Below are 23,910 nucleotides of genomic sequence, written 5' to 3' on the forward strand. Positions count from 1 at the left end.
AACCCCGAAGCCCGAAATCAGGCTTCGGCCTCCTCGTCTTCGGCGTCACCCTCGTCGGCGGCGCCGTCCATCTCGGTCGGGTCGACCCAGCCCAGCATGACGCGGGCGGTCATGACCAGGTGCTGCGCTTCCTCGAGGCTGACCTCGAAGGGCTCCAGCACGCCCTCGTCCTTCTTGCGCTGGCCGTTCTCGGTGGTCCAGCCGCCGGCCAGTTCCCAGTCGGCACAGGTGGCGAAGTCTTCCAGCGTCTTGATCCCGTCCTTGGCCAGCGCTTCCAGCATCTGGGGCGTCAGCCCCTCGAAGTTGGCAAGGCTGTCTTCCAGGCCCAGCTTGCGCGCGTTTTCCATCGCGGTGCGGGCCTGTTCTTCCAGATAGTCGCGGGCGCGGGCCTGAAGCTCGTCCGCCGTGCCCTCGTCGAACCCGTCGATCGACAGCAGTTCGTCGATATCGACATAGGCGACTTCTTCAAGGTTGGTGAAGCCTTCGGCCACCAGAAGCTGGGCCATCATCTCGTCGATATCAAGCGTGTCCATGAACAGCTTCGTGCGTTCGGCGAATTCGGCCTGACGGCGCTGGCTTTCCTCGGCCTCGGTCATGATGTCGATGTCCAGACCCGTGAGCTGGCTTGCCAGACGCACGTTCTGGCCACGGCGACCGATCGCCAGCGAAAGCTGTTCGTCGGGCACCACGACCTCGATCTTGCCGGCGTCCTCGTCGATCACGACCTTCGAGACCTCGGCGGGTTGCAGCGCATTCACGAGGAACGTGGCCTGATCGGCGTTCCACGGGATGATGTCGATCTTTTCGCCCTGAAGCTCGTTCACCACGGCCTGCACGCGGCTGCCGCGCATGCCGACGCAGGCGCCGACCGGGTCGATCCCGCTGTCATGGCTGATCACGGCGATCTTCGCCCGGCTGCCCGGATCGCGGGCCACGGCCTTGATCTCGATGATGCCATCGTAGATCTCGGGCACTTCCATCTTGAAGAGTTCCGCCATGAACTGCGGATCGGTGCGCGACAGGAAGACCTGCGGGCCGCGCGTCTCGCGGCGGACGTCCTTGATGTAGCAGCGGATGCGGTCGTTCGGGCGATAGCTTTCGCGGCCGATCTTTTCGTTGCGGCGCAGGATGCCCTCGCCCCGGCCGATGTCGACGATGATGTTGCCGTATTCCTCGCGCTTGACGACACCGTTGATGATGCTGCCCTTGCGGTCCTTGAATTCCTCGAACTGGCGGTCGCGTTCGGCCTCACGCACCTTCTGCAGGATCACCTGCTTGGCCGATTGCGCGGCGATCCGGCCCAGATCGACGGGGGGCACCTCGTCCACGATCTCGTCACCGATCTGCGGGTCGGCCAGATAGGCACGGGCATCGCGGCGGGTCATCTGGGCGTGGTGGTTTTCCACCGCGTCATCCTCGACCACCGTGCGATGGCGGGTAAAGCTGGCCCGCCCGGTCTTGCGGTCGATCTTCACGCGGATGTCCATCTCGGCCCCGTAACGCGACTTGGCGGCCCGGGCGAGGCTTTCCTCCATCGCCTGGATCACCAGATCCGGGTCGATCATCTTTTCGCGCGCCACCGCTTCGGCGGTCTGCAACAGTTCCAGCTGGTTTGCGGATGTAATCGCCATTGGGTCCTCTCCGGGCCTTTCAGTGTTTCGTCACGGGCGCGTCGTCCTCGTCGTCGTCGCCCGCCTGTTCTTCGATGGAATCATACTTGCTTTCGTCGATGACGCCCGATGCCTTGCGCTGGCGCAGCATCTCGGCGATCAGCTCGTCGGTCAGGATCAGCTTGGCATCGCTCAGCCAGTCGAACTTCAGTCCGATGGTCAGCGTCTCGGCGCCTTCCTCGATCTCGATCAGAACCTCGTCGCCCTCGGTTCCGGCCAGGACGCCCTTGAAGCGGCGGCGACCGTCGATCAGTTCGGTCGTCTCGAGCCGCGCCTCATAGCCTTCCCACATGTCGAAATCCTTCAGGCGGGTCAGCGGGCGATCGATGCCGGGGCTGGAAACTTCCAGAACATAGTTGTCCTCGATCGGGTCCTCGACATCCAGAACGGCCGAAACGACAGTGGACACCCGCGCGCAGTCGTCCACCTCGATCCCGCCTTCGGGGCGGTCCACCATGATCTGAAGCGTGCGCGTCTTGCCGCCCATCAGCCGGATACGCACAAGTTCGAACCCCAGCCCTTCGATGGAGGGGGTCACGATATCGGCGAGGCGACGGTCGATGGCGGTCTTGGCGATGAGGTCGGTCATCGGTGTGGGGTTCCAGAAAACAAAAAACGGGCGCAGCGGCCCGTGTCATCCTTCGGTGGCGCCGGGGGTGGAGGCCGGAACCGCTGTTGAGGTGCATATAGGCCCAAGCCGGGCAGATGGCAAGGACGATCAACAGGGCGGTCTTGCGGCGACCGAATTCCGTTTGGATGAACACGGCGATTCGTGTTTCCATTTTCCCAATTGGGACGCCGGTCCACCACCGTTTTTCACGAAGAAGGCAAAGGCAGGGCGGCGCAACCGTCCATTTTTCACAAGGGAGGATACAAGATGGCCAATGTCATCGAGAATGTGATCCTTGATGGTGAAACGGGTTTTTCGGCTTTCGGCACATCCTACAACTGGGACATCACAAATCGGTTCATCGGCCACGCGGGCCTTTACACCGGCCCGACGATCGACACCTACGAAATCAACGTCACGCTTGGCGGGACCAGCGCCTGGACCATCCGTTCCCTCCGGTTCCTGACGGAAGAGGGTTCCCAGCTGGACGTGAACATCACCGACCAGAACGACGGGATTGCACGACGGATCGACGTGCTCGGCCTCGGCCTGGGCAATGCCACGGTCACGCTGTTCGATACACGGGTCGATTACATCCGGGGCAGCACGGACGATCCGGCCTACAGTGTCACGCTCAACCTCGGCAACAAGCGGGTCGCCTCGGTCGAGCTTTACGGTACGAATGACACGGTGAACCTGGGTGCCGGTGACGTGAACTCGCTGGATCTGGGCGGCGGCGTGAATGTCGTGAACGGCGGCAGCGGCTATGTGGGCTATCTGAAGTTCGGGGATGGCAACAACACCTTCGTCCAGGGCACGGGCTTTCTGGCCCAGCTTCATTCCGATGGCGGGGTGAACACGCTTTCGCTGCGCGATGTCGCCGCCGTCACACTGAACGGCGGGACCAATACCGTCACCGTCGTGGCGGGCAATAATTTCGTGAATTCCCTGACGAACTGGGGCGGCACCGATACCGTGACCGTGGGCGCGGGCGCTGGCCTGAAGACGATCAGCCTTGGTGACGGGAACGACACGGTCAACAACTCTGGCTACAGCGAGAGCATAGCCGTCGGAAGCGGGGACGACCGGGTGATCTTCCGCAACGGGTCCAGCGGCGATGTGGTGGCCCTTGGCAACGGCAACAACTTCTTCCGCAACGAAGGGGCCGACCTGAGCACCGTTCAGGCCTATAGCGGCAACGATGTCTTTCAGATCGCCGCGGGAAACATCGAATCGATGACGGCAGGAAGCGGGACAAACAGCCTGACGGTCGGCGGCACCGCCTGGGTCGGCACATACAACGGCTATCAGGGCAATGATGTGATCGTGCTTCAGGGCAACGGAGGGATGCAAACAATCATGCTTGGCGGCGGGGCGAATTCGGTCACCACCGGGGGGCGCTTCGTCCAGTTCATCGGGGCCTTTGAGGGCAATGACATCGTCACCATCGGCACGGGCGGGGCCGGGATGGTCAAGCTCGATGACGGCAACAACCGGGTCACGACCGCCGCGGGTTCATGGGTCAGCACGGCGTACACCGGTGCAGGCAACGACATCATCACCTACAACGGCGGCGGCGACTGGCTCAGCACCTCGCGCGGCAATGACGTGGTCACACTGGGCTTCAACCCGATCGAATTCATCAGCCTTGGCCAGGGCAATGACCTGATCTCGGTCCGGCGGATGGCGGCGGGAAGCGAGACGGCGATCTATGGGCGGTCCGGCACGGATACGGTCAACCTGTCCCGGTTCGATGTGGCCGTCCGGGTCGATCTGGATCTAGCCGAGATGCAGAACGTGGGGGGAAACACCCTGTTTGCCTTCGAAGGCATCGAAAGGCTTGTCGGCACCCGGTTTGGCGACCAGCTTTCAGGAAGCGCCGGCAGGAACGACCTGGCCGGGGGAGGCGGAAACGACCGCCTGCGCGGGGGTGACGGCAACGACATCCTGCGCGGAGGCGGCGGCAGCGACAGGTTCATCTTCGACGATGCGGACGGGCGCGACCGGATCACCGATTTCCGGAACGGGACCGACCGGATCGTGATCGAGGACGGCCGGTTTGCCGATCTTGCGATCCGGGCCGTAGCCGGCGGCACCCGGATCATCTTCGAGGATACCGAAATCACCCTTGCCGGGGTGCGCCGCACCGCGATCGACGCGGGCGATTTCATCTTTGCCTGACGCAGGCAGGCGGGCGGCCCGATGACGGGCCGCCCGTTCGCCCGCTCATTCCGTTTCAGAAGACCGCGCCCAGAGGTTGATGTCTTCCTCGGCCGACACGCGGTCGATCTCGGCCAGTTCCTCGGGCGTGAAATCGAGATTGCCGATGGAGCCCGCGCAATCCACCACCTGTTCGGGCCGTGACGCCCCGATCAGCGCCGTTGTGATGCCGCCCTCGCGCAGGACCCAAGCGATGGCCATCTGCGCCAGCGTCTGCCCGCGCCGTTCCGCGATCTCATTCAGCGCGCGGACGCTTTCGATGGCGCGCGGGGTGATCGTGGCCGGGTCGAGCGACTTGCCCTGCACGGCGCGGCTGCCTTCGGGGATGCCGCCCAGATACTTCCTGGTCAGGATGCCCTGCGCCAGTGGCGTGAAGGCAATGGAGCCGACGCCCAGTTCGGCCAGCGTGTCCTTCAGCCCGTCATGTTCGACCCAGCGGTTGAGGATGTTGTAGCTGGGCTGATGGATCACACAGGGCGTGCCCAGATCCTTCAGGATCTCAACCGCCTCGCGCGTGCGCTGGCTGTTGTAGCTGGAAATCCCGACATAGAGCGCCCGGCCCGACCGCACGATGTGATCCAGCGCGCCCATCGTTTCCTCGAGTGGGGTCAGGGGATCGAAGCGGTGCGAATAGAATATGTCGACGTAATCTAGCCCCATCCGCTTCAGCGACTGGTCGCAGGAGGCGATCAGGTATTTGCGGCTGCCCCATTCGCCATAGGGACCGGGCCACATGTCATAGCCGGCCTTTGAACTGATGATCAGTTCGTCGCGGTAGCCCGCGAAATCGGTCTTCAGGATCTCGCCAAAGGCTTCCTCGGCGCTGCCGGGGGGCGGGCCATAGTTGTTGGCCAGATCGAAATGGGTAATGCCGAGGTCAAAGGCGGTGCGGCAGATCTCGCGTTTCACCCGATGGGGCGTGTCATGGCCGAAGTTGTGCCACAGGCCCAGGCTGATCGCGGGCAGTTGCAGGCCGGACCGTCCGCAGCGGCGATAGATCATGCGGGAATAGCGGTCGGCAGCGGGGGTATAGGTCATGCGGTCACTCCTTTGGCGGCGGCGGCCGGGGGGCTGTCTGCCCCCCGGACCCCCCGAGGATATTTGCCCCAGAATGAAGGGGCAAGGTCAGGCGATCCGCATTTCCTCGACCAGCACCGCCCAGCCGGCGCCGTGCATGTCGCGGTCGGCGCGCGTGCCCTGGATCACCGGGCGCGGCACCGACAGTTTCACGACGTTGAGGTCGGGAATGTCGAAGCGCTTCATCGCCTGCGGTTCGACCCCGAAGGCACGGGCGACGGCCGCCGTATCCAGCCCCGCCACGATCCGCGCGTAAGCCTCGGGCGATCCGCAGAAGACATCCACCGTCAGCCAGAACGGCCCGGCATTCTTGGACCGGACCTTTTCGGCGATCTGACCGATCTCAACCATGGCCCACCTCGTGCACATCAAGACGGAAGGCTTCCATCGGGTCATCCAGCTCCATCACGTGATTGAGGCAGAACTCGTAAAGCGCGCCGCGCTGCATCTCGGCGGGCGAGAAGGGGAAGGCGAAGGTCGGCATGGGTTCGTTCTCGGTCAGGGCATGGTGCAGAAGGTAGGGGTTCAGCATCTTGCCCGCTTCGGCGGCCTGCGCCTCGGTCGGGCAGGTGACGATGCCCAGCACCCCCACCTCCACCGGCTGGCCCTGGCGGTTCTCCAGCGGGCCGAGCGTGGCGTCCATCCCGATCAGGCGAAGTTCCAGCGTGAACTCCTCGGGCGCGAGGCCCATCCTGTCGACGATCTGGGCCGCGACGCGCGCCTGAACGTCTGCCGCCCATTCGCGGGAATGGGCCACATAGCGGCGGTCGCGCAGCAGCGCGAGGGCCACGGTCTGGTAGCCCGCGATGCGCGCGCCCTCGAGCTTGACCGTGTAGCGGCCCGGCACCCATTGCGACCCCTCGACCCGGACGCGCCGCCCGTCCAGCGGCGTGTAGACCGCGCCGCGCACGTCGAGATGCCCGCCGGGTTCATGGAGGATGAAGGGATCGGAGTTTTCATACAGCATGTGAGCCGACACGGTGTAGGGCGTGGCTGCCGCCGCCGTGGCCATCGGCTCGATCGTGAAGCCCCCGGCGTCAAAGTCGATCTGGATCGTGCCTGTGGCGGGGTGCGTGGTGGCGATGGCCCCGCATTCGCCGATCTTGGCGCCATGCCAGGCCGCGCCCGCGTGATCGCCCCGCATCAGGGGAAGCGCTGCAATGATCGCCGTATCGGTCGTGCGGCCGGCAATCACGATATCGGCGCCGGTTTGCAGCGCGGCGGCGATCTGTTCGGCCCCCGCCAGCGCCACGATGTTGGTGCAGGCGTCCAGCAGCCCGCCGGAAATCTCGGGCGCGGGAAACAGCGGCGCGACCCGCCCTGCGGCCAGCGCGGCCTTCACCCGTGCCGCGGGCTGGCCGGATTTCAGCGTGGCCACCCTGAGCCGCTGCCCGGTTTCGGCCGCGATCTCGCACGTGATGTCGAAAAGCCAGTCCACCGCGCTGTCTGCCCCGCAGGTGCCTGCCGTGCCGATCACAAGCGGAACGCCCGCCTCGGCCCGTGCCAGCATCAGTTCGCGCCATTCCGCCTTGGTCGAGGCGCGGGAATATTTCGACACCCCCCGCCCAAGATAGGAGGGCCCACTGTCCGTGGACCCTCCGTCGACCGCGATGATATCGGGCCGGTTCGCAATCCCCCGCGCAAGCGCCGCCCGGTCATAGCCAAGCCCAAGCGCCCCCGTGGGGATCAGTACGCGTGTCATCTCAATCCTCGTTCAGGTCATCCGTGGCCGGCACCGGCGGCTTTTTCAGCTTGCCGCGCAGGAAGAAGGGCGCAACGAAGCCCGCGATGGCAAAGATCCACAGCCCGATGGCGATGGGCGAGCTGAACAGATAGGTCCAGTCGCCGTTCGAAATGGTCATCGCGCGGCGCAGCGCGTTTTCCATCTCGTTCCCCAGAAGGATGCCAAGGATCACCGGCACGGCGGGCACGTCCAGCTTGCGCAGGATATAGCCCAGAATGCCGAAGCCCACCATCAGCACCAGATCGAAATAGCTGCCGGTCAGCGAATAGATCCCGACAAAGCTGACCATCGTGACCATCGGCATCAGGACCCACGCCGGGACCATCAGCACCTTCACGAACAGCTTGACCATGGGCACGTTCATGATGAGCAGCACGATGTTGGCGATGAACAGGCTGGCGATCAGGCCCCAGACCACCTCGGGGCGTTCCGAGAACAAGAGCGGGCCCGGCGTGATGTTCAGCGTCATCAGAACCGCCAGCATGACGGCCGTGGTGCCCGAACCGGGGACCCCCAGCGTCAGCATCGGCACCATGGCGCCCCCGGCCGCGGCGTTGTTGCCGGCCTCGGGCGCGGCCACGCCGCGCGGATCGCCGGTGCCGAACCGGCCCCGCGACCCCAGCCACGACTTTTCCGCCATATAGGCCAGGAACGACCCCAGCGACGCCCCCGCCCCCGGCAGAACCCCGGCGACAAAGCCGATGCCCGAGCCGCGCAGCATCGTGCCAAAGGTCGACCGCAGATCGCGCCACGGGATCGACACCTTGTCCAGCGCCACGCCGATCGCGCTGTTCTTGCCGTGGCTTTCGATGAAGATGAACACCTCGGCGATGGCAAAGAGGCCCACGATGGCGACCAGGAAATCCACCCCATCGTTCAGGTGCAGGTTGCCCCCGGTAAAGCGCGGCATGCCGGTGGCGTTGTCGACGCCGATCATGGCGATGCCCAGCCCCAGCGCCGCGGCCAGCGCGGCCTTGGCCTGGTTTTTCGACGCCACACCACCCAGCGTCAGGAAGGCCAGCAGATACAGGGCGAAATATTCGGCCGGGCCGAACAGATAGGCGATGGCCGCGAGCAGCGGCGCCATGATGACAAGCCCCACGGTCGACAGGAACGCCCCCATGAACGAGGCCACGCCGGAAATCACCAGCGCATCGCCCGCGCGGCCCTGCTTGGCCATGGGAAAGCCGTCAAGCGTGGTCATCATCGCCGGTTCGTCGCCGGGAATGTTCAGCAGGATCGAACTGATCCTGCCGCCATACATCGTGCCGTAATAGACCGACGTCAGCAGCACCAGCGCCTGTGTGGCGTCAAGGCCAAGGGTGAAGGCCAGCGGGATCAGGATGGCCACGCCATTCGACGGGCCGAGGCCCGGCAGCGCGCCAAAGATCGTACCCAGAAAGCACCCGACCACCGCCAGAAACAGGGTGAACGGGGTCGCCGCCACGGTGAACCCGTGCGCGAGATTTGCCAGAATTTCCATTGTGTGTGCCCCTTAACCCATCAGCCCACGGGGCAAGGCGAACAGCCCCAGCCCAAGACCATATTTGAAGGCGACGAAAAGCCCGGCGGACAAGGCCGCGCCGGTGATCGCGGCCGGAACGGCACGCGGCGACATCAGAAAGCTGATCGCGCCCGCCGCGATGGCGGTCGGGATGAGGAAACCCAGCGGCGGCAGGGCATAGGCATAGCCGATCAGCACCGCGCAGGCGATGCCCATGGCGCCCCAGGAACGCGCCGAGGGCCACTCGGGCTCGGCGTCCGGGCGCATGAGCAGGACCAGCCCGCACAGCCCCGCCGCAAGCGCGATGAGCATCGGGAAGACACGCGGCCCCACCGGGTCTGACAGAAAGCTGGTCTGGACTTGTGTGGCGCCCACGAAGAACGCGAGCGCCACGATCAAGACGACCAGACCGAAGATCCGGTCGCTTTTCATCACTGGATAACCCCGATTTCCTTGGACAGGGTCACCGTTTCGGCCACGACCTGATCGACCCAGCCCTGGAAGTCGGCGCCGACCTTGGTGAAGGGGGCCAGGCCATTGTCCATCATGACCTGCTTCCACTCGGCGCTGTCGGCCACGGCCTGCAACTTGGCCGCCCAGTCGTTGAACTGCTCGTCCGAGATGCCCTTGGGCACATAAAGACCGCGCCAGTTGACCGCGACCACGTCAAAGCCCTGTTCGCGGGCGGTGGGGATGTCGTCAAAGCCCGGCACGCGCTCTTCGGTCAGCACGGCCAGGATGCGGATGTCGCCGGCCTTGAGAAAGCCGATGGTCTCCGACATGTCGCCGGTCATCGCCTGGGTAAAGCCGCCGATGGTCTGGGTGATCGCGTCGGCGCCACCGTCAACGGCGATGTATTTCACCGAACGGATGTCATCGAAGCCTGCCGCCTTCAGCACCTGAAGCGGTTTCATGTGGTCAAAGCCGCCCGCGGCCGACCCGCCCGCGAAGGTCACCGAACCCGGATCGGCCTTGATCGCCTCGACCAGATCGCCCAGCGTCTGGAACTGGCTGTCCTTGGCCACCACGATCACGCCCGGATCAGCGCCGATCGCGCCCACGAATCGCACCTGATCGGCGGTCATGCCGGCAAAGGCGTTCTGCGCCAGACGGGTGGTCGTGGCCGACGAGGCGGCGACGATCAGGTCGGCGGCCTCGTTGCGCTCGGTCACCACATGGGTATAGGCCACGCCGCCACCGGCACCGGCCATGTTCGTCACCTGAACCGGTTGATCGACCAGTTTGAGATCATAGAGCAGCTTGCCGACCTGACGGCAGGTGAAATCCCAGCCACCGCCAGGGTTGGCCGGGGCGATGCATTCGGTGGCATAGGCCGCCGAGCCTGCGCCGAAGGTCAGGGCCGCGCTGGTCAGAAGCGCGCCGAAAAGCGTCTTTTTCATTGATGTCCTCCCAGACAGTCAGATGCCGGGCCGGTGGTCGACCCTTGCGGCGATCACGATTCGCTGAAAAGCTGACATGAACCTGTCACGGATGCCGGGATTTCGGGCGAATGCGGTTTCTTCTTGTCGAGGATAACGAGGATCTCGCCGCCTCGGTTGCCACGCGGCTGGCGCTGGACGGGCATGGCGTGGATCGGGCAGGCACCCTGGGCGAGGCGGTGGAATGTCTGAAGGATGCCCCCTACGACCTGATCCTGCTGGATATCTCGCTGCCCGATGGCGACGGGCGCAGTTTTCTTTCGGCACAGCGCCGCGCGGGGCTCGACACGCCCATCATCGTGATGACGGCCCGCGCGGCCGTATCGGACCGGGTCGACGTGCTGGACCTTGGCGCCGATGACTATGTCACCAAGCCCTTCGATTTCGCGGAACTCGAGGCGCGCTGCCGGGCGGTCATGCGCAGGCGGGGCGGCGCGTCGCAGACGGTGCGGGATTTCGCCGGGCTGACCTTCAACCCGCTGACGGCGACGGTCACGATCGCGGGCGAAACGCGCGAATTGCGCAGCCGCGAGTTGCGCCTGATGGAAATCCTCATCGCCGCGCCCGACCGCGTGTTTTCCAAGGCACAGCTTTGCGACCGGCTGTTTTCCTATTCCGAGGCCGTCACCGACAACGCGATCGAAGTCTATATCGGGCGGCTGCGGAAGAAGCTGGAAGGATCGCGCGCCCGGATCGAGACGTTGCGCGGTGTGGGCTACCGGCTGACGGTGGACGCGGGATGACCCTGGCGCGCCCCCGCCGCGCAAGATCGCTGCGCCAACGCCTTCTGGTGCAGCTTCTGGCGATTGCGGCGCTGCTGTCGGCGGTGCTTTACATGACGGTGCGCACGGTCGCCGGACAGGCGGCCGAGGCCACGCAGGATGGCGTTCTGGGCAGCGCCACGGTGATCATCGCCGAACAGCTGCGCGGGGGCCCCGACGGGCTGCGGATCGACCTTCCCTACGAGGCGTTTTCGGTGCTGGGTTCGATCAGCGAGGACCGGGTGTTCTATCGCATTGTCGCGGGCGGTCAGACATTGACCGGCTACGATGACCTTCCGCTTCCCGATGACATCACGCCGGGTGTCCGGCCCGAGTTCTACACCGTAGGCTATCGCGAAAGCGAAGTGCGCGTCGCGGCGATGATCCGTCAGATGGTGGCAAGCGACGGGGTGATGGCCGTCACCGTGCTGGTTGCGCAGACGCGGCTTGGCCAGGAGGCGATCGCCGCGCGCATTGCGAACCGGGCGGCGGCGCTTGGCGTCGGGTTCTTCGCTCTGGCGCTGCTGTTGTCGCTGGTCGCCGCCGGGTCGGTCCTGTCGCCGATCGAACGGCTTGCCGAAGCAGTGGCGCGGCGCGGCCCGCATGACCTGCGCGCCGTCGACCACCCCGCCCCGCGCGAACTTCTGCCGCTGATCGGGGCGCTGAACGGGTTCATCGCGCGGCTGCGCGCGGCGCTGGTGCGCACGGAAACCTTCATCACCGAGGCGGCGCATCACATCCGCACGCCGCTGGCCACCGTCCGCACACATGCGGAAATCGCGCTGCGCCAGTCCGAAGACCCCGAGGTGCGGAATTCCCTGCGCGGGGTGATCCGCGCCGTCGAGGAAAGCAGCCGTTCGGCCAGCCAGCTTCTGGATCATGCCGTGGTGGTCTACAGGTCCGACCGGCTGACGGTCGAACCGCTGGACCTTGCGGTTCTGGTCACGGGCGTCCTGCGGTCGGTCGCGCCGGTGGCCTCGCTCAAGGATGTGTCGATCCAGATGGCTCCCGTGGCCGCTCCGCCGACGATCATGGGGGACCGCCCGCTGCTGGAAAACGCGGTCAGGAACCTGATCGACAATGCGATCAAGTATTCACCCGAGGAAAGCGAGATCGACGTGTCGCTGACCGTCGAGAGGGGCGAGGCCGTGCTGCGGGTGATGGACCGCGGGCGCGGGCTGTCGGGCCAGACGGCAGCAAAGCTGACCCAGCGGTTCAGCCGCGGCAGCAACGTGGATGACGTGGTCGGGTCCGGGCTGGGTCTGACCATCGTGGACGAGGTTGCGAAAGCGCATGACGGGCGTCTTTCGCTGGAAGACAGGGAAGGGGGCGGTGCATGCGCAACGCTGTCGTTGCCGTTGCTTTGATGGTCTGGGCCTCGATGGCCACGGCCTTGGAGATCGAGGAAGAGGCGATCCTGCCCGGCCAGCCCGGCGGCGAGACGCTGGCCATCCTGTCCACCACCGACACCGCCTATTTCCGCCCCGTGCTGGAGGCCTTCCAGAGGGCCAACCCGGAACTGACGATCCGCTATGTCGTGGCCGGAAGCCAGGATGTCTATGCCGCCGTCACCGAACGCAAGATGGCCTTTGACGTGGCCATATCCTCGGCCATGGACCTGCAGATGAAACTGGCCAACGACGGGCTGGCGCTTCCGCATGAACCGGGCGCGGCGCTTCCCCTGCCCGATTGGGCGCAGTGGCAGGACCGCGTGTTTTCCATCGCGCAGGAGCCGGTGGTTCTGGTGCTGTCGCGCCCGGCGCTTGACGGCCTTCGCCTGCCGCAGACCCGGCGCGATCTGGTGGACCTGCTGCGCGATCACCCCGACCGTTTCCAGGGTCGTGTCGGCACCTATGATCCCCGACAGTCGGGGGCCGGCTATCTTTTCGCCACGCAGGAGGCGCGGCAGTCCGACAGTTTCTGGCGTCTGGCCGAGGTGATGGGCGCGGTCGATCCCCTGCTTTACAGCAGTTCCGTCGACATGCTGGACGATCTGGAAAGCGGGCGACTGACCATCGCGCACAACGTCCTGGGAAGCTACGCGGCCGACAGGGTTGGCGATGACAGCGATCTTGTGGCGGTGGAGTATCAGGATTTCACCCTGACGCTTCTGCGCACCGCCCTGATCCCGGACAACGCCCCGAACCCCGAGGCGGCCGGGGTGTTCATCGATTTCCTGCTGTCCGCCGAGGGGCGCCGCCTGATCGGCGCCGAGGCGGGGCTGCCGCCCGTGAACGAAGCCGCGTTGATGCAGAACCCGCATCTGCGGCCGATCCGGCTGGATCCGGGGCTTCTGGTCTATCTGGACAAGATGAAGCGGCGGGCCTTCCTTGAGGAATGGTCCGCCGCGATGTTTCAGCCCTGATGCCTCACAGATAGCGGTTCCAGAGGTTTTCCAGCCGCTCCTGCCGGCCCGAACGCGGTTCGGGTTCGATCCCCTCGGCGGTGACGCGGGCGGCTGCCTGTTCCAGCGTGCCGACAAGCATCGCCTTGGCGGCGGGCGTGTCCCAGCCCGCATAGCGTGCCTTGCGCGCGGCCTCCAGTTCGCCCGACTCCAGCAGGGCGGCTGCGCATTTCAGCGCGCGTGCGCAGGTGTCCATCCCGCCGACATGGGCAAGGATCAGATCCTCGGCATCCAGCGACTGGCGACGCAGCTTGGCGTCGAAATTCGTCCCGCCCGTGGTGTAGCCGCCGGCGCGCAGGATTTCGTAGAAGGCCAGCGCCTTTTCGGCGTGATTGTTCGGGAACTGGTCCGTATCCCAGCCGGACTGGTAATCGTTGCGGTTCATGTCGATCGAACCGAAGATCCCGAGGGATGCCGCCAGGGCGATCTCGTGTTCGAAGGAATGGCCGGCAAGGATTGCGTGCCCCTGTTCGATGTTGACCTTGACCTCTTTTTCCAGCCCGAATTCCACGAGGAATCCATAGACCGTGGCCACGTCGTAATCATACTGGTGCTTTGACGGCTCTTGCGGTTTCGGCTCGATCAGGATCGCGCCCTTGAAGCCGATCTTGTGCTTGTATTCCACCACCTGCTGAAGGAAGCGCCCGGCATGCTGGCGTTCGGCCTTCAGATCGGTGTTGAGCAGGGTTTCATACCCCTCTCGCCCCCCCCAGAGCACATAGTTCTGCCCGCCCAGGCGGTGGGTGGCATCCATGTTCGCCTTCACGGTCGCGGCGGCATAGGCATAGACATCCGGGTCGGGGTTCGTGGCGGCCCCGGCCATGAAGCGGCGATGCGAAAACAGGTTAGCCGTGCCCCATAGCAACCTGGCCTTGTGGGCTTCCTGCTTCTGGCCCAGGTAATCGACGATCTCGTCAAGATTGCGCTTCGATTCCGCGAAGGTCGCCCCTTCGGGCCGCACATCGGCATCGTGGAAGCAATAGAAGGGCTGGCCCAGGATATCGAACATCTCGAAGGCCACGTCGGCCTTCATCCGCGCCAGATCCATCGTATCGCCGAACCAGGGGCGGTCAAAGGTCTGCCCGCCGAAGGGGTCGCCCCCCGGCCAGGCAAAGCTGTGCCAGTAGGCCACCGCAAAGCGCAGGTGATCCTCCATCCGCTTGCCCAGGACGATTTCATCCGGATTGTAGTGCCGGAAGGCAAATTCGTTCGCCGTTTCCGGGCCTTCGTGGCGGATGGGCGCGATACCCTTGAAGAAGTCTGTCATTTCAGGTCCTTGATGGCAGATTGCGCGGCACGGAACCGTGCATGCGCGTCGTCGAATGCGGCGGAAAGGCCGGGGTCGGGAGGGATGACCCGGGCGATGGCGGGCGGGGTGGCAATCTCGGCCCCGGCGCCGGTCGCGGCCATGATGGCCAGGCGCGCGGCCCCGAAGGCCCCACCGAAATCACCCGCGACCGGCAGGTGCACCGGCACGCCAAGCGCGGTCGCGATCGCCCCCAGCCAGTAGTCCGACCGTGATCCACCCCCCACCGCAAGCAGCGTTTCGATCCGCGTCCCGGTGGCCGCGAGGGCGTCGCGGCAATCGCGGATCGAAAGGGTCACGCCTTCCAGAACCGCGCGGGTGGCGGCCTGCCGATCGGTCGCATGTTCAAGCCCGGTGAAGGCCCCGCGCACCGTGGCCGAATTCAGCGGCGTGCGTTCGCCCCCGAGATAGGGCAGGAACAGCGTCTGCCCCGGCGCCTGCAACGGACCAAGCTCGGCCGTCAGCGTCGCCGCTTCGGCCCCAAGAAGGCGCGCGTACCAGTTCAGCGCATCGGTCGCGGCGAGGATGACGCCCATCTGGTGCCATGTTCCGGGCAGGGCATGGCAGAAGGTGTGCACCGCCGTCGCCGCATCAGGGTGATAGCCGTCATTGGCGGCAAACAGCACACCCGAGGTGCCGAGGCTGACAAAGGCATCGCCCGCGCGCACAACACCCGCGCCCACGCCCGAAGCCGCGTTGTCACCCCCGCCGCCCGCGACGACCACGCCCGCAGGCAGGCCCCACCGCGCGGCAAGTTCCGGGCGCAGATGCCCCGAAACCTCGGACCCTTCGACAAGCCGGGGCATGTGCGACCGCGCCAGGCCCGTGGCGGCCAGCAGATCGTCCGACCAGTCGCGCGCGCCGGTGTCCAGCCAGCTTGTGCCGGCCGCGTCGGACATTTCGGCCACATGTTCCCCGGTCAGCCACAGCCGCAGGTAATCCTTCGGCAGAAGCACCCGCGCCAACCGTTCGCGCAGGCGCGGTTCGTGCCGTTCCAGCCACAGCACCTTGGGCGCCGTGAAGCCCGGAAAGACGATGTTGCCGGTCAGGCGGCGGAACATCGGATCGCCATCCAGTTCGGCGGCTTCCTCATGCGCGCGGGTATCGTTCCACAGGATGCAGGGGCGCAGCACCTCGTCCGTGGCGTCAAGGAATGTCGCCCCGTGCATCTGCCCCGAAAGGCCGATGCCCCGGACAGATCCAAGCCCTACCGGGCGCAGCCGGTCGAACACCGCCTCGGCGGCAGCGATCCAGTCGGCCGGGGATTGTTCGGACCAGCCGGTTTGCGGGCGGGAAACCTGCAATGGCGCGGTCGCCTCGGCCAGCACCCGCTGGCTGTCATCGACCAGAACCGCCTTGAGCCCCGACGTGCCCAGATCCAGCCCGATGAACATCAATAGGCCTGCGGGGGTTTCTTGCCCATGATGATCATGCCGAGGATGTCATCATCGGTCACTTCGCCGACGTTCACGCAACCCACCCTCTCGCCATTCTTCATCACCACGGCCCGGTCGCACAGGTCCATCACCGCGTGGATGTCATGTTCGATCAGGAAGATGCCCAATCCCTGCTTCTTCAGTTCCTGGATCAGTTCGGCCACCATCTGCGTCTCGTGCGGGCCAAGCGCGGCGGTGGGTTCGTCCATGATCAGGATGCGCGCGTTGAAATAGACCGCGCGCGCGATCGCCACCGATTGCCGCTGGCCGCCCGAAAGCGCCGACACGGGCACGTTGAATTTCTTGAAGTTGGGGTTGAGCCTGCCCATGATCTTGCGGGTTTCGGCCTCCATCCGCGCGTCATCGACGAAGCCCGTCGATGTCACCAGTTCGCGGCCCAGGAACAGGTTCGAGGCCGCATCCAGATTGTCGGCCAGCGCAAGCGTCTGGTAGATCGTCTCGATGTTGTAGCGGCGGGCGTCGCGGGGGTTCGTGATCTCGGCCTTCTCGCCGTTGATGAAGATGTCCCCGCTGTCCGCGCGGTAGGCGCCCGACAGGCATTTGATCAGCGTCGACTTGCCCGCGCCGTTGTGGCCCAGAAGGCCCACGACCTCGCCGGGATAAAGGTCGACCGACACATGATCGACCGCCTTGATCCCCCCGAACGAGATCGAGATGTCGCGCAGTTCGACAAGGGGCGTGCCGGTGTTCGGATTCTGTCCCATGTCCGTCCTCACTTTGTCCTGGAGCGATAGAGAATGTCGGCATAGACGGCCAGAACCAGCACCACGCCCACCACGATGTCCTGCATGGCCGCGTCGAAGCCGATCAGCACCATGCCCGTCTTGAGGCTTTGCATGACAAGCGCGCCGATGATCGCGCCATAGATCGTGCCCACCCCACCCGACAGCGAGGTGCCGCCGATGACCGCCGCGGCGATGACGTAAAGCTCGTCCAGCGTGCCAAGCGAGTTCGTCGCCGAATTCAGGCGGGCGCTGGCTACCACCGCCGAAAGACCGGTCAGGAAGCCCATCAGCGCAAAGATCTTGACCGTCATCCAGCGCGTGTCGATCCCGGCAAGTTCCGCCGCGTCCGGGTTGCCGCCGATGGCCAGGACATAGCGGCCGAACCGGGTGCGGGTCATCAGCACGGTCATGGCGATGCCCACGATCACCAGGATCAGCACCGGATAGGCAAAGCCGTGGCTGATGAACAGCCCGGCCTCGGGGACCTCGATCCCCTGGGCCTGCGCATATTGCGCGACGATCCCCTTGGGCCAGGGATAGGCATTGACCAGCAGCACCGATCCGATGACCAGACCGCAGCCGACGATGCCGAGGAACCATTCGGCCCAGACCGGGCGCAGCGGAAAGTCAAAGCGGATGCGCTGCCGACGGCCCGAGAGGATCATCCAGACGATCCCGGCGCAGGCCAGAAGGCCGACGATCCAGCTTCCAACCGCCCCGACCGATCCGTAGGGGCCGCCGCCCATCAGCGCGAAGGTGGAATCGACGGGCGAGATGGTTTCCCCCCGCGCCACAAGGAAGGCCGCGCCGCGCCAGACCAGCAGACCGCCGAGCGTGACGATGAAGGCCGGGATCTTGCGATAGGCAATGAGCCAGCCATGGAAGGCGCCGATCAAGCTGCCAAGCGCCATGCCGCAAATGGCGGTGATGATCCAGATCAGCGGATTGCCAAGCCCCAGGTAGTCGGGCAGCACCCAGACCTGAAGCACGCCCATGATCATGGCGCAGAAGCCCAGGACCGAACCCACCGAAAGGTCGATGTGGCGTGTGACGATAACCAGCACCATGCCGCAGGCCATGATCCCGATCGAGGCCGTCTGCACCGACAGGTTCCACAGGTTGCGCGGCGTCAGGAAGGCACCGTTGCCGTTCACCAGTTCGCCGTAAAGGTGAAAGCCGATCCAGATCAGGATCAGCGCGCCCACCATGCCAAGAAGGCGGGTGTCGATCTCGGTCGCGCGCAGGAAGCGGACCAGCGGGTTGGCCGGAATGGCCGACGATGTTGGCTTGGGGGTCGTCGTTGTCTGGGTCATCGGCGTTTCTGTATGTCAGCGGGAACAGCAGCAGGGTGCCACGGGCGTCACGCCCGCGGGGTCCGGGCCGCATGGCGGCGCGCTGTCCTGCGAATGAACGGATGCCGCACACCGGCGGCCGACGGATCAGGGAACCCCGGCGCGGCGCGATCTCCGCGCCGGGGCAAGGTCATACCGTCACTGGCAGGCCGCGACGCCTTCCATGGCGCCTTCGCAGGCCTGTTCCTTCGAGATGTGGCCGGCTTCGATCACGATGTTCAGGTTGTCCTTGGTGATCGGGGTGGGCGACAGGAAGATGGCGTTCATTTCCACGCCCTTCTCGCCACCGGACCATTTCACCGCGCCCTCGACGGCATCCATCGCGGCGCCACCGGCCAGGGCTGCGGCGATTTCCGCGGCGGCCTTGCCAAGCTGGCGGCTGTCCTTCCAGACCGAAACGGTCTGCGTGCCGCGGGCCACGCGGTTCAGCGCGGCAAGGTCGCCGTCCTGCCCGCCGACCGGGATGTTCAGGCCCTGCGCCTGAAGCGCTGCGATCACGCCACCGGCCATGCCGTCGTTCTGGGCCAGAACCGCATCGACCGCGTTGTTGTTGGCGGTCAGGATCTGTTCCATGTTCGCCTGGGCGTTCTCGGGCTTCCAGCCGTCGGTGTAGGATTCGCCGACGATCTTGATCGTGCCGGCGGCCACGGCCGCGCCGATCACCTCTTCCATGCCTTCCCGCAGGAAGTTGGCGTTCGGGTCGCCCGGGTCGCCCTTGATGATGGCATAGTTGCCATCGGGCTTCGCGGCGGTGACATGTTCGGCGATGATGCGGCCCACGCCCTTGTTGTCGAAGGTCAGGTAGAAGGCGCGGTTGTCTTCGATCAGACGGTCATAGCCCACGACCGGGATGCCTTCGGCAGCGGCCTTGTCGATGGCCGGGCCGATCGCGTCCTTGTCCATCGCGAGGATGATCAGCGCGTTGACGCCCTGGGCGATCAGCGCCTCGACGTCGGTCAGCTGCTTGGCAGGCGAACCCTGCGCGTCGGCCGAGACATAGGTATTGCCGGCGGCTTCCAGCGCGGCCTTGATCGCGGCTTCATCGGTCTTCCAGCGTTCTTCCTGGAAGTTCGACCAGCTCACCCCGACGGTCAGGCCTTCGGCCAGAGCGGCGGACGAAAAACCGACCGTCGCAAGGACGGCGGCCATGATTGCCTTACGCATGTGTATCCTCCCTATGGATGCGGCCTGCGAAGGGCCGGTTCGACAGATTCGCCGATACGCAATGGAATCTGCCACAATAATTTCAGTTGTCAAAATAAAAATGTTGGGCAAACTATCGCTCAGCCCAATATTGATGCGCACCACTCTGCGATGCAGCAAGTTTCGGGCTTGGCGAGTGTGGAATTCGTCTGGATTGGGCAGTTTTTACTTCGGGGGGCGAAAAAATAATGCCGCAGGTGCCAAAGGATGGGTCCGCCGAGGTCACCAAGGGCTGCGGGCCGCTGATTCCCCCCTTGTCGGAAATCACCCGCCCGCTGCGCCAGCAGGTGTTCGACCGGGTCCGCGCCGCAGGGCAGATCCCGCGCGTCCAGCTTGCCAAGGAACTGGGCGTCTCTCCGGCTTCGGTCACGACGGCCACGCAGGAACTGATGGAGGCGGGGCTGATCGAAGAGGTTTCCGTCCTGCGCGAGGGCGATCAGGGCCGCGGCCGGCCGGCCGTGGCACTGGGGGTCCGTCCGGATGCGCATCGCGTTGTCGGAATGAAGCTTTCGGATCGCGAACATACCGCTGTGATCGTGGATTTCGCGGGGCGGCTCATCGCCGATGACACCATTCCCCGGCGCCCCGACGTGATGGACCTGAACAGCCTGCTGGACGCGACCGAGACGCTGCTGGACCGGGTCTGCGCCAAGGCCGGGCTGAGCCGGTCCGACCTGAGCGCGGTCGGCCTTGGCGTGCCGGGCTTTGTCGACAGCTCAAGCGGCCGGGTCTTCTGGTCGCCGGTCCTGACGGCGCGCGACGTGGCCCTGTCCTCGGCGGCGACCCAGCGGCTTGGGCTGCCGGTGATCGTGGACAACGACGCCAACCTCGTGACGCTGGCCGAATTGTGGTTCGGCGCGGGGCGGCGGCTTTCGGATTTCGCCGTGGTGACGATCGAACATGGCGTCGGCATGGGCTATGTCATCAATCACCGGATCTATCGCGGGTTCACCGGGTTGGGGATGGAACTGGGCCACACCAAGGTGCAGCTTGACGGCGCGCTGTGCCGTTGCGGACAACGTGGCTGCCTTGAAGCCTATGTTGCCGACTACGCGCTGGCGCGCGAGGCGACGACGGCGCTGAACTGGACCAACAAGGAAGGCCAGTCGATCAGCATCCTTCTGGAAAGCCTGTATGACCACGCCAAGGCCGGGAACACCGCGGCGCGGTCGATCTTCCGCCGGGCCGGGCGCTATCTGGCGGTCGGTCTTTCGAATGTGATCAACATCTTCGACCCCGAGCTGATCATCCTTTCGGGCGAACGGATGCGCTACGATTATCTTTACGCCAACGAAACCCTGGCCGAGATCAAGAACCTTGCCATCGCCACGGGCAAGCCCCTGCCACCGATCGAGATCCACGCCTGGGGCGATCTTCTGTGGGCGCATGGCGCGGCGGCGCTGGCACTGTCGGCCGTCAGCGAGGACCGGCTGCTGCCGGGGCGGGAACTGGCCGCACAATGATGAAACCCCTGCTGCCGCTGATCCTCGCCGCATCCGCTCTGGCCAATCCCGCTCTGGCCAATCCCGCTCTGGCCGATCCTGCCTTTGTCGACCGGTCGTCCGGCCTGCCTGTCGCCCATGCCTATACCGGCGAATGGGACCATTACGTCGGCGGCGGTGTCGCCGTTCTGGACTGCAACGGCGATGCGCTGCCCGATCTGTTCGCGGCAGGTGGCGCGAGCCCTGCCCGGCTGTTCGTCAACCGCACCGCACCGGGTGGCGACATCGCCTTTGCCGCCGCCGGAGAGTTCGCCGACCACGTCACCGGGGCCTGGCCGCTGGATATCGACGGCGATGGCTGGATGGATCTTGCGGTGATGCGGCTGGGGGCGAACCAGGTGCTGAAGGGCGGGCCGGACTGTTCCTTCGAGGACCACACCGCGGAATGGGGCCTTGTTCCGGGTGATCGCTGGTCCACCGCCTTCGCCGCGACATGGGAGCCGGGCCGCGACGGGCCGACACTGGCCATCGGGAACTATGTCGACCGGACCAATCCGGACGGCCCGTTCTTTGCCTGCGACGTGAACGAACTGCACCGCTGGACCGACCGTGGCTTTGCGCCGCCGGAACTTCTGTCGCCGGGGTTCTGCGCCCTGTCGATGCTGATTTCCGACTGGAAGCGAGAAGGCGTGCCAGACCTGCGGATTTCGAACGACCGGCAATATTACGTTCGCGGCGGATACGAGGAGATGTGGCGCCTTTCCCCGCCCGCCCCCTATACCGAGGCGGACGGCTGGAAGAAGGTCAGCCTCTGGGGGATGGGCATCGCCAGCCGCGACATCACCGGCGACGGCCTGCCCGAGGTGATGCTGACCTCGATGGGCGATCAGCTCATGCAGATCAACCGCGGGGGCGGGGTTCTGGAAAACGCGCCTTACGGCATCGGCACCTATGCCCATGTGCCCTTCATCGGCGATGACGGCCGCCCCTCGACCGGCTGGCACGCGGAATTCGGTGACGTGGACAACGACGGCCGGGCGGACCTGTTCATCGCCAAGGGCAATGTGCAGGAAATGCCCTCGAACGCGATGCGCGATCCCAACAACCTTCTGATGCAGCAGGCCGACGGAACCTTCGTCGAAAAGGCCCATCTCGCGGGCATCGCCACGATGGAGAAATCGCGCGGCGCGGCGCTGGCCGACCTGAACCTTGACGGGCGTCTGGATATCGTCGTGGTCAACCGCGAAGCGCCGATGGAGATCTGGCAGAACACGACCGAAAACGCGGGAGGTTGGCTGGCGCTTGACCTGCGGCAGGACGGGCCGAACACGCGCGCTGTGGGTGCCTGGGTCGAGGTGCGCGCAACCGGCGTGACCCAGGTGCAGGAGGTGACGGTGGGCGGCGGACATGGCGGCGGGCAGGCCGGGCCGCTGCACTTCGGCGTCGGAGCGGCGGGCGGTGCCGAGCTCCGCGTGATCTGGCCGGATGGCGCGGCATCGGACTGGGTCGAGGTCACGCCCGGCATGCGCGCACAAGTCTGGCGCGACGGCTCTGGCCTGCGGCTTGTCCGCTGACCGCCGGTTCAGCGATCGGTTCAGCGATCGACGGGCAGGCCGCTGGGAACGGTTTCCGGCACCCCCAGCCTGCCGGTGACGGCAACGGGGTCTTCCAGTGATCCGAGAAAGGCGATCAGCGCCGCGATGTCGCCTGCGGACAGGGCGACGGGGGCCGTCCTGACCGCCGAGGCGATTGCCGCGCGTTCCTCGGGCGTATCCATCACGGGCCAGTCGGGCTTGGTGTCGGGCAGCGCGGGCAGGTGTGCCGAAGCCCGGTCATAGGCCCCCAGGCCGGCCACCGGGTCGGCGTGATGGCGCAGGAAGGCCGCAAGATCGGCATGCGCCCCGGCATGCCCGTAGGGCGCCGTCAGCGTGACGTTGCGAAGTGAAGGCGTCCGGAACGCAAAGGCATCCTCGGGGCGGTTCGTCACCCGCATCCGGCCCATGTCGCGCTGGTGGCGTTCGAACCGTTCGGCCTTGCCGGGGCCCAACTGCGGCTCGCCCATGGCATGGAACCCGTGATCGGTCAGGAAGGGGCCGGAATGGCAGGCGGCACAGCCCGCTGCGCCATAGAAAAGGTCGGCGCCGGCCTCGGCTTCGGCGGACAGGGCGGCCTGCCCGCGCAGCCAGGCATCGAACGGCGCCGTGTCCGACCGCCATTCGAAGGCCACGAAGGCCGCGATGGCGTTGGACACATCGGTGAAGGCCAGCGGCCGGTCGCGGCCGATTGCCGGGTCAAGGCGGGCAAACCCCTCGGCATAGGCCGGAATGGCGGCAACCCGCCTTGCGATCAGGTCCCAGGCACCGCCCTCGCCCGTGATCCGCCCCTGACGGACCGCACGCGACAGTTCGTTTTCGGAATAATGCCCGGCCATCTCGTCGGCGGACAGGACCGGGAACATGTTCTGCGCCGAAAGCAGGTTCGCGAACCCAACTTCCATTTCCTGTTCCAGCGGCGTGCGGAAACCCGACGGCCGGGATGGATCGACCTCGATCCGCCCGTCGTGGAACATCACCGTGAATTCGCGCGCGCCCAGATTGAACAGGGCCGGCGAATTGCGCGGGATGCGCTGTTCGGGCAGGTTCGCCGGATCGGCCTTGCGCTGCGGGCCAAGGCCCACGCCCCCCTCGCCCAGACCCAGCGAAAGCCCGTCGGACGTGCCAAGCCGGGGATGGTGGCAGGTCCCGCATGAAATGTTGCGGTTCCCCGACAGGATCGGGTCCCAGAACAGAAGATGCCCGAGTTCGACCTCGATCGGGTTGAGCGGTGCGTAATCGGCATCCGTCACCGGCCTCGGCCGGGCCTGCGTCTCGGCCTGGGCCTGGGCAGCCGTCGCAAGGACGGCCACCGCTGCGATAATCGTGATCAGTGTGCGCGGCATGATGATCTCCTCGCGCCGAAGAAAGCAGAAACATCCCTGCGCTGGAAGCGGCCAGACC

20 protein-coding genes are annotated in these 23,910 nt (G+C 65.7%); 6 read left to right on the forward strand and 14 right to left on the reverse strand.

The features are described 5' to 3' along the window. Window positions 1-17: 17 nt before the first annotated feature. Together nusA and rimP are read right to left on the reverse strand one after the other, a co-directional pair. A complete protein-coding gene (nusA, locus tag E7811_RS06880; protein ID WP_136393789.1) occupies window positions 18-1,631 on the reverse strand; it encodes a transcription termination factor NusA in 1,614 nt (537 codons plus the stop codon). A 19-nt stretch (window positions 1,632-1,650) separates the two neighbouring features. Continuing rightward, a complete protein-coding gene (gene rimP, locus E7811_RS06885) occupies window positions 1,651-2,259 on the reverse strand; it encodes a ribosome maturation factor RimP (RefSeq protein ID WP_136393790.1) in 609 nt (202 codons plus the stop codon). A 288-nt stretch (window positions 2,260-2,547) separates the two neighbouring features. Between rimP and E7811_RS06890 the strand changes: the two genes are divergently transcribed. Further along, window positions 2,548-4,461, forward strand: coding sequence for a calcium-binding protein (locus tag E7811_RS06890; protein WP_136393791.1), 1,914 nt, complete (start codon window positions 2,548-2,550; stop codon window positions 4,459-4,461). Between the two features lie 45 nt (window positions 4,462-4,506). Here E7811_RS06890 and mgrA read toward each other — a convergent pair whose 3' ends face one another. From mgrA to E7811_RS06920, 6 genes are all read right to left on the reverse strand, one after another. Continuing rightward, complete coding sequence (gene mgrA, locus E7811_RS06895) at window positions 4,507-5,538, reverse strand: L-glyceraldehyde 3-phosphate reductase (RefSeq protein WP_136393792.1); 1,032 nt, start codon at window positions 5,536-5,538, stop codon at window positions 4,507-4,509. 87 nt (window positions 5,539-5,625) lie between these two features. Further along, window positions 5,626-5,928, reverse strand: a complete 303-nt coding sequence (locus E7811_RS06900; RefSeq protein WP_136393793.1) for a DUF4387 family protein — start codon at window positions 5,926-5,928, stop codon at window positions 5,626-5,628. Then, the gene (locus E7811_RS06905; RefSeq protein ID WP_136393794.1) at window positions 5,921-7,279 is read right to left on the reverse strand and encodes an acyclic terpene utilization AtuA family protein; all 1,359 of its coding nucleotides are present in this window, start codon (window positions 7,277-7,279) and stop codon (window positions 5,921-5,923) included. The genes E7811_RS06900 and E7811_RS06905 overlap by 8 nt, the downstream gene beginning before the upstream one ends. Before the next feature lies 1 nt (window position 7,280). After that, window positions 7,281-8,804, reverse strand: a complete 1,524-nt coding sequence (locus tag E7811_RS06910; protein ID WP_136393795.1) for a tripartite tricarboxylate transporter permease — start codon at window positions 8,802-8,804, stop codon at window positions 7,281-7,283. Between the two features lie 12 nt (window positions 8,805-8,816). Next, entirely contained in the window at window positions 8,817-9,257 is a 441-nt protein-coding gene (locus tag E7811_RS06915; RefSeq protein WP_136393796.1) for a tripartite tricarboxylate transporter TctB family protein, read from the reverse strand. Next, window positions 9,257-10,225: a Bug family tripartite tricarboxylate transporter substrate binding protein gene (locus E7811_RS06920; protein WP_136393797.1), complete on the reverse strand. Its 969-nt coding sequence runs from the start codon at window positions 10,223-10,225 to the stop codon at window positions 9,257-9,259. The genes E7811_RS06915 and E7811_RS06920 overlap by 1 nt, the downstream gene beginning before the upstream one ends. A 110-nt stretch (window positions 10,226-10,335) precedes the next feature. Here E7811_RS06920 and E7811_RS06925 point away from each other — a divergent pair, with 110 nt between their 5' ends. Genes E7811_RS06925 through E7811_RS06935 form a run of 3 tightly spaced genes read left to right on the forward strand, consistent with a single transcriptional unit; the run spans window position 10,336 to window position 13,390 of the window. Beyond that, entirely contained in the window at window positions 10,336-11,007 is a 672-nt protein-coding gene (locus tag E7811_RS06925; RefSeq protein WP_136393798.1) for a response regulator transcription factor, read from the forward strand. Beyond that, the gene (locus E7811_RS06930) at window positions 11,004-12,392 is read left to right on the forward strand and encodes a sensor histidine kinase (protein WP_136393799.1); all 1,389 of its coding nucleotides are present in this window, start codon (window positions 11,004-11,006) and stop codon (window positions 12,390-12,392) included. Before E7811_RS06925 ends, E7811_RS06930 begins: the two co-directional genes overlap by 4 nt. Next, a complete protein-coding gene (locus tag E7811_RS06935) occupies window positions 12,362-13,390 on the forward strand; it encodes an ABC transporter substrate-binding protein (protein WP_246020245.1) in 1,029 nt (342 codons plus the stop codon). Before E7811_RS06930 ends, E7811_RS06935 begins: the two co-directional genes overlap by 31 nt. 4 nt (window positions 13,391-13,394) lie before the next feature. On the opposite strand, the gene xylA is transcribed toward E7811_RS06935, so the two are convergent. From xylA to E7811_RS06960, 5 genes are all read right to left on the reverse strand, one after another. Continuing rightward, window positions 13,395-14,696, reverse strand: coding sequence for a xylose isomerase (xylA, locus tag E7811_RS06940; protein ID WP_136393800.1), 1,302 nt, complete (start codon window positions 14,694-14,696; stop codon window positions 13,395-13,397). Further along, on the reverse strand, window positions 14,693-16,129 hold the full coding sequence (gene xylB / locus E7811_RS06945; RefSeq protein ID WP_136393801.1) for a xylulokinase: 1,437 nt from the start codon (window positions 16,127-16,129) through the stop codon (window positions 14,693-14,695). Before xylB ends, xylA begins: the two co-directional genes overlap by 4 nt. Then, window positions 16,129-16,896 (reverse strand): ATP-binding cassette domain-containing protein, encoded by a 768-nt coding sequence (locus E7811_RS06950; RefSeq protein WP_136393802.1) that lies wholly within the window; start codon window positions 16,894-16,896, stop codon window positions 16,129-16,131. Before E7811_RS06950 ends, xylB begins: the two co-directional genes overlap by 1 nt. Window positions 16,897-16,904: 8 nt before the next feature. Then, the gene (locus E7811_RS06955) at window positions 16,905-18,230 is read right to left on the reverse strand and encodes a sugar ABC transporter permease (protein ID WP_136393803.1); all 1,326 of its coding nucleotides are present in this window, start codon (window positions 18,228-18,230) and stop codon (window positions 16,905-16,907) included. Window positions 18,231-18,407: 177 nt separating this feature from the next. Beyond that, window positions 18,408-19,433: a substrate-binding domain-containing protein gene (locus E7811_RS06960; RefSeq protein ID WP_136393804.1), complete on the reverse strand. Its 1,026-nt coding sequence runs from the start codon at window positions 19,431-19,433 to the stop codon at window positions 18,408-18,410. A gap of 224 nt (window positions 19,434-19,657) precedes the next feature. Between E7811_RS06960 and E7811_RS06965 the strand changes: the two genes are divergently transcribed. Then, window positions 19,658-20,935 (forward strand): ROK family transcriptional regulator, encoded by a 1,278-nt coding sequence (locus tag E7811_RS06965; protein ID WP_168732971.1) that lies wholly within the window; start codon window positions 19,658-19,660, stop codon window positions 20,933-20,935. After that, window positions 20,935-22,488 (forward strand): CRTAC1 family protein, encoded by a 1,554-nt coding sequence (locus tag E7811_RS06970; RefSeq protein WP_136394267.1) that lies wholly within the window; start codon window positions 20,935-20,937, stop codon window positions 22,486-22,488. Before E7811_RS06965 ends, E7811_RS06970 begins: the two co-directional genes overlap by 1 nt. Before the next feature lie 20 nt (window positions 22,489-22,508). On the opposite strand, the gene E7811_RS06975 is transcribed toward E7811_RS06970, so the two are convergent. Beyond that, window positions 22,509-23,852 (reverse strand): cytochrome-c peroxidase, encoded by a 1,344-nt coding sequence (locus tag E7811_RS06975; RefSeq protein WP_136393806.1) that lies wholly within the window; start codon window positions 23,850-23,852, stop codon window positions 22,509-22,511. Between the last annotated feature and the right edge of the window lie 58 nt (window positions 23,853-23,910).

It is taken from the genome of Aliigemmobacter aestuarii (genome assembly GCF_004799285.1).
GTDB classification, from domain to species: Bacteria; Pseudomonadota; Alphaproteobacteria; order Rhodobacterales; family Rhodobacteraceae; genus Aliigemmobacter; species Aliigemmobacter aestuarii.

Coding starts and splice junctions, on each gene's coding strand:
- rimP (WP_136393790.1), bottom strand. CDS start 2,259: ATGACCGACCTCATCGCCAAGACCGCCATCGACCGTCGCCTCGCCGAT.
- E7811_RS06970 (WP_136394267.1), top strand. CDS start 20,935: ATGAAACCCCTGCTGCCGCTGATCCTCGCCGCATCCGCTCTGGCCAAT.
- mgrA (WP_136393792.1), bottom strand. CDS start 5,538: ATGACCTATACCCCCGCTGCCGACCGCTATTCCCGCATGATCTATCGC.
- nusA (WP_136393789.1), bottom strand. CDS start 1,631: ATGGCGATTACATCCGCAAACCAGCTGGAACTGTTGCAGACCGCCGAA.
- E7811_RS06900 (WP_136393793.1), bottom strand. CDS start 5,928: ATGGTTGAGATCGGTCAGATCGCCGAAAAGGTCCGGTCCAAGAATGCC.
- E7811_RS06910 (WP_136393795.1), bottom strand. CDS start 8,804: ATGGAAATTCTGGCAAATCTCGCGCACGGGTTCACCGTGGCGGCGACC.
- E7811_RS06920 (WP_136393797.1), bottom strand. CDS start 10,225: ATGAAAAAGACGCTTTTCGGCGCGCTTCTGACCAGCGCGGCCCTGACC.
- E7811_RS06955 (WP_136393803.1), bottom strand. CDS start 18,230: ATGACCCAGACAACGACGACCCCCAAGCCAACATCGTCGGCCATTCCG.
- E7811_RS06915 (WP_136393796.1), bottom strand. CDS start 9,257: ATGAAAAGCGACCGGATCTTCGGTCTGGTCGTCTTGATCGTGGCGCTC.
- xylA (WP_136393800.1), bottom strand. CDS start 14,696: ATGACAGACTTCTTCAAGGGTATCGCGCCCATCCGCCACGAAGGCCCG.
- E7811_RS06930 (WP_136393799.1), top strand. CDS start 11,004: ATGACCCTGGCGCGCCCCCGCCGCGCAAGATCGCTGCGCCAACGCCTT.
- E7811_RS06935 (WP_246020245.1), top strand. CDS start 12,362: ATGCGCAACGCTGTCGTTGCCGTTGCTTTGATGGTCTGGGCCTCGATG.
- E7811_RS06890 (WP_136393791.1), top strand. CDS start 2,548: ATGGCCAATGTCATCGAGAATGTGATCCTTGATGGTGAAACGGGTTTT.
- xylB (WP_136393801.1), bottom strand. CDS start 16,129: ATGTTCATCGGGCTGGATCTGGGCACGTCGGGGCTCAAGGCGGTTCTG.
- E7811_RS06950 (WP_136393802.1), bottom strand. CDS start 16,896: ATGGGACAGAATCCGAACACCGGCACGCCCCTTGTCGAACTGCGCGAC.
- E7811_RS06905 (WP_136393794.1), bottom strand. CDS start 7,279: ATGACACGCGTACTGATCCCCACGGGGGCGCTTGGGCTTGGCTATGAC.
- E7811_RS06960 (WP_136393804.1), bottom strand. CDS start 19,433: ATGCGTAAGGCAATCATGGCCGCCGTCCTTGCGACGGTCGGTTTTTCG.
- E7811_RS06925 (WP_136393798.1), top strand. CDS start 10,336: ATGCGGTTTCTTCTTGTCGAGGATAACGAGGATCTCGCCGCCTCGGTT.
- E7811_RS06975 (WP_136393806.1), bottom strand. CDS start 23,852: ATGCCGCGCACACTGATCACGATTATCGCAGCGGTGGCCGTCCTTGCG.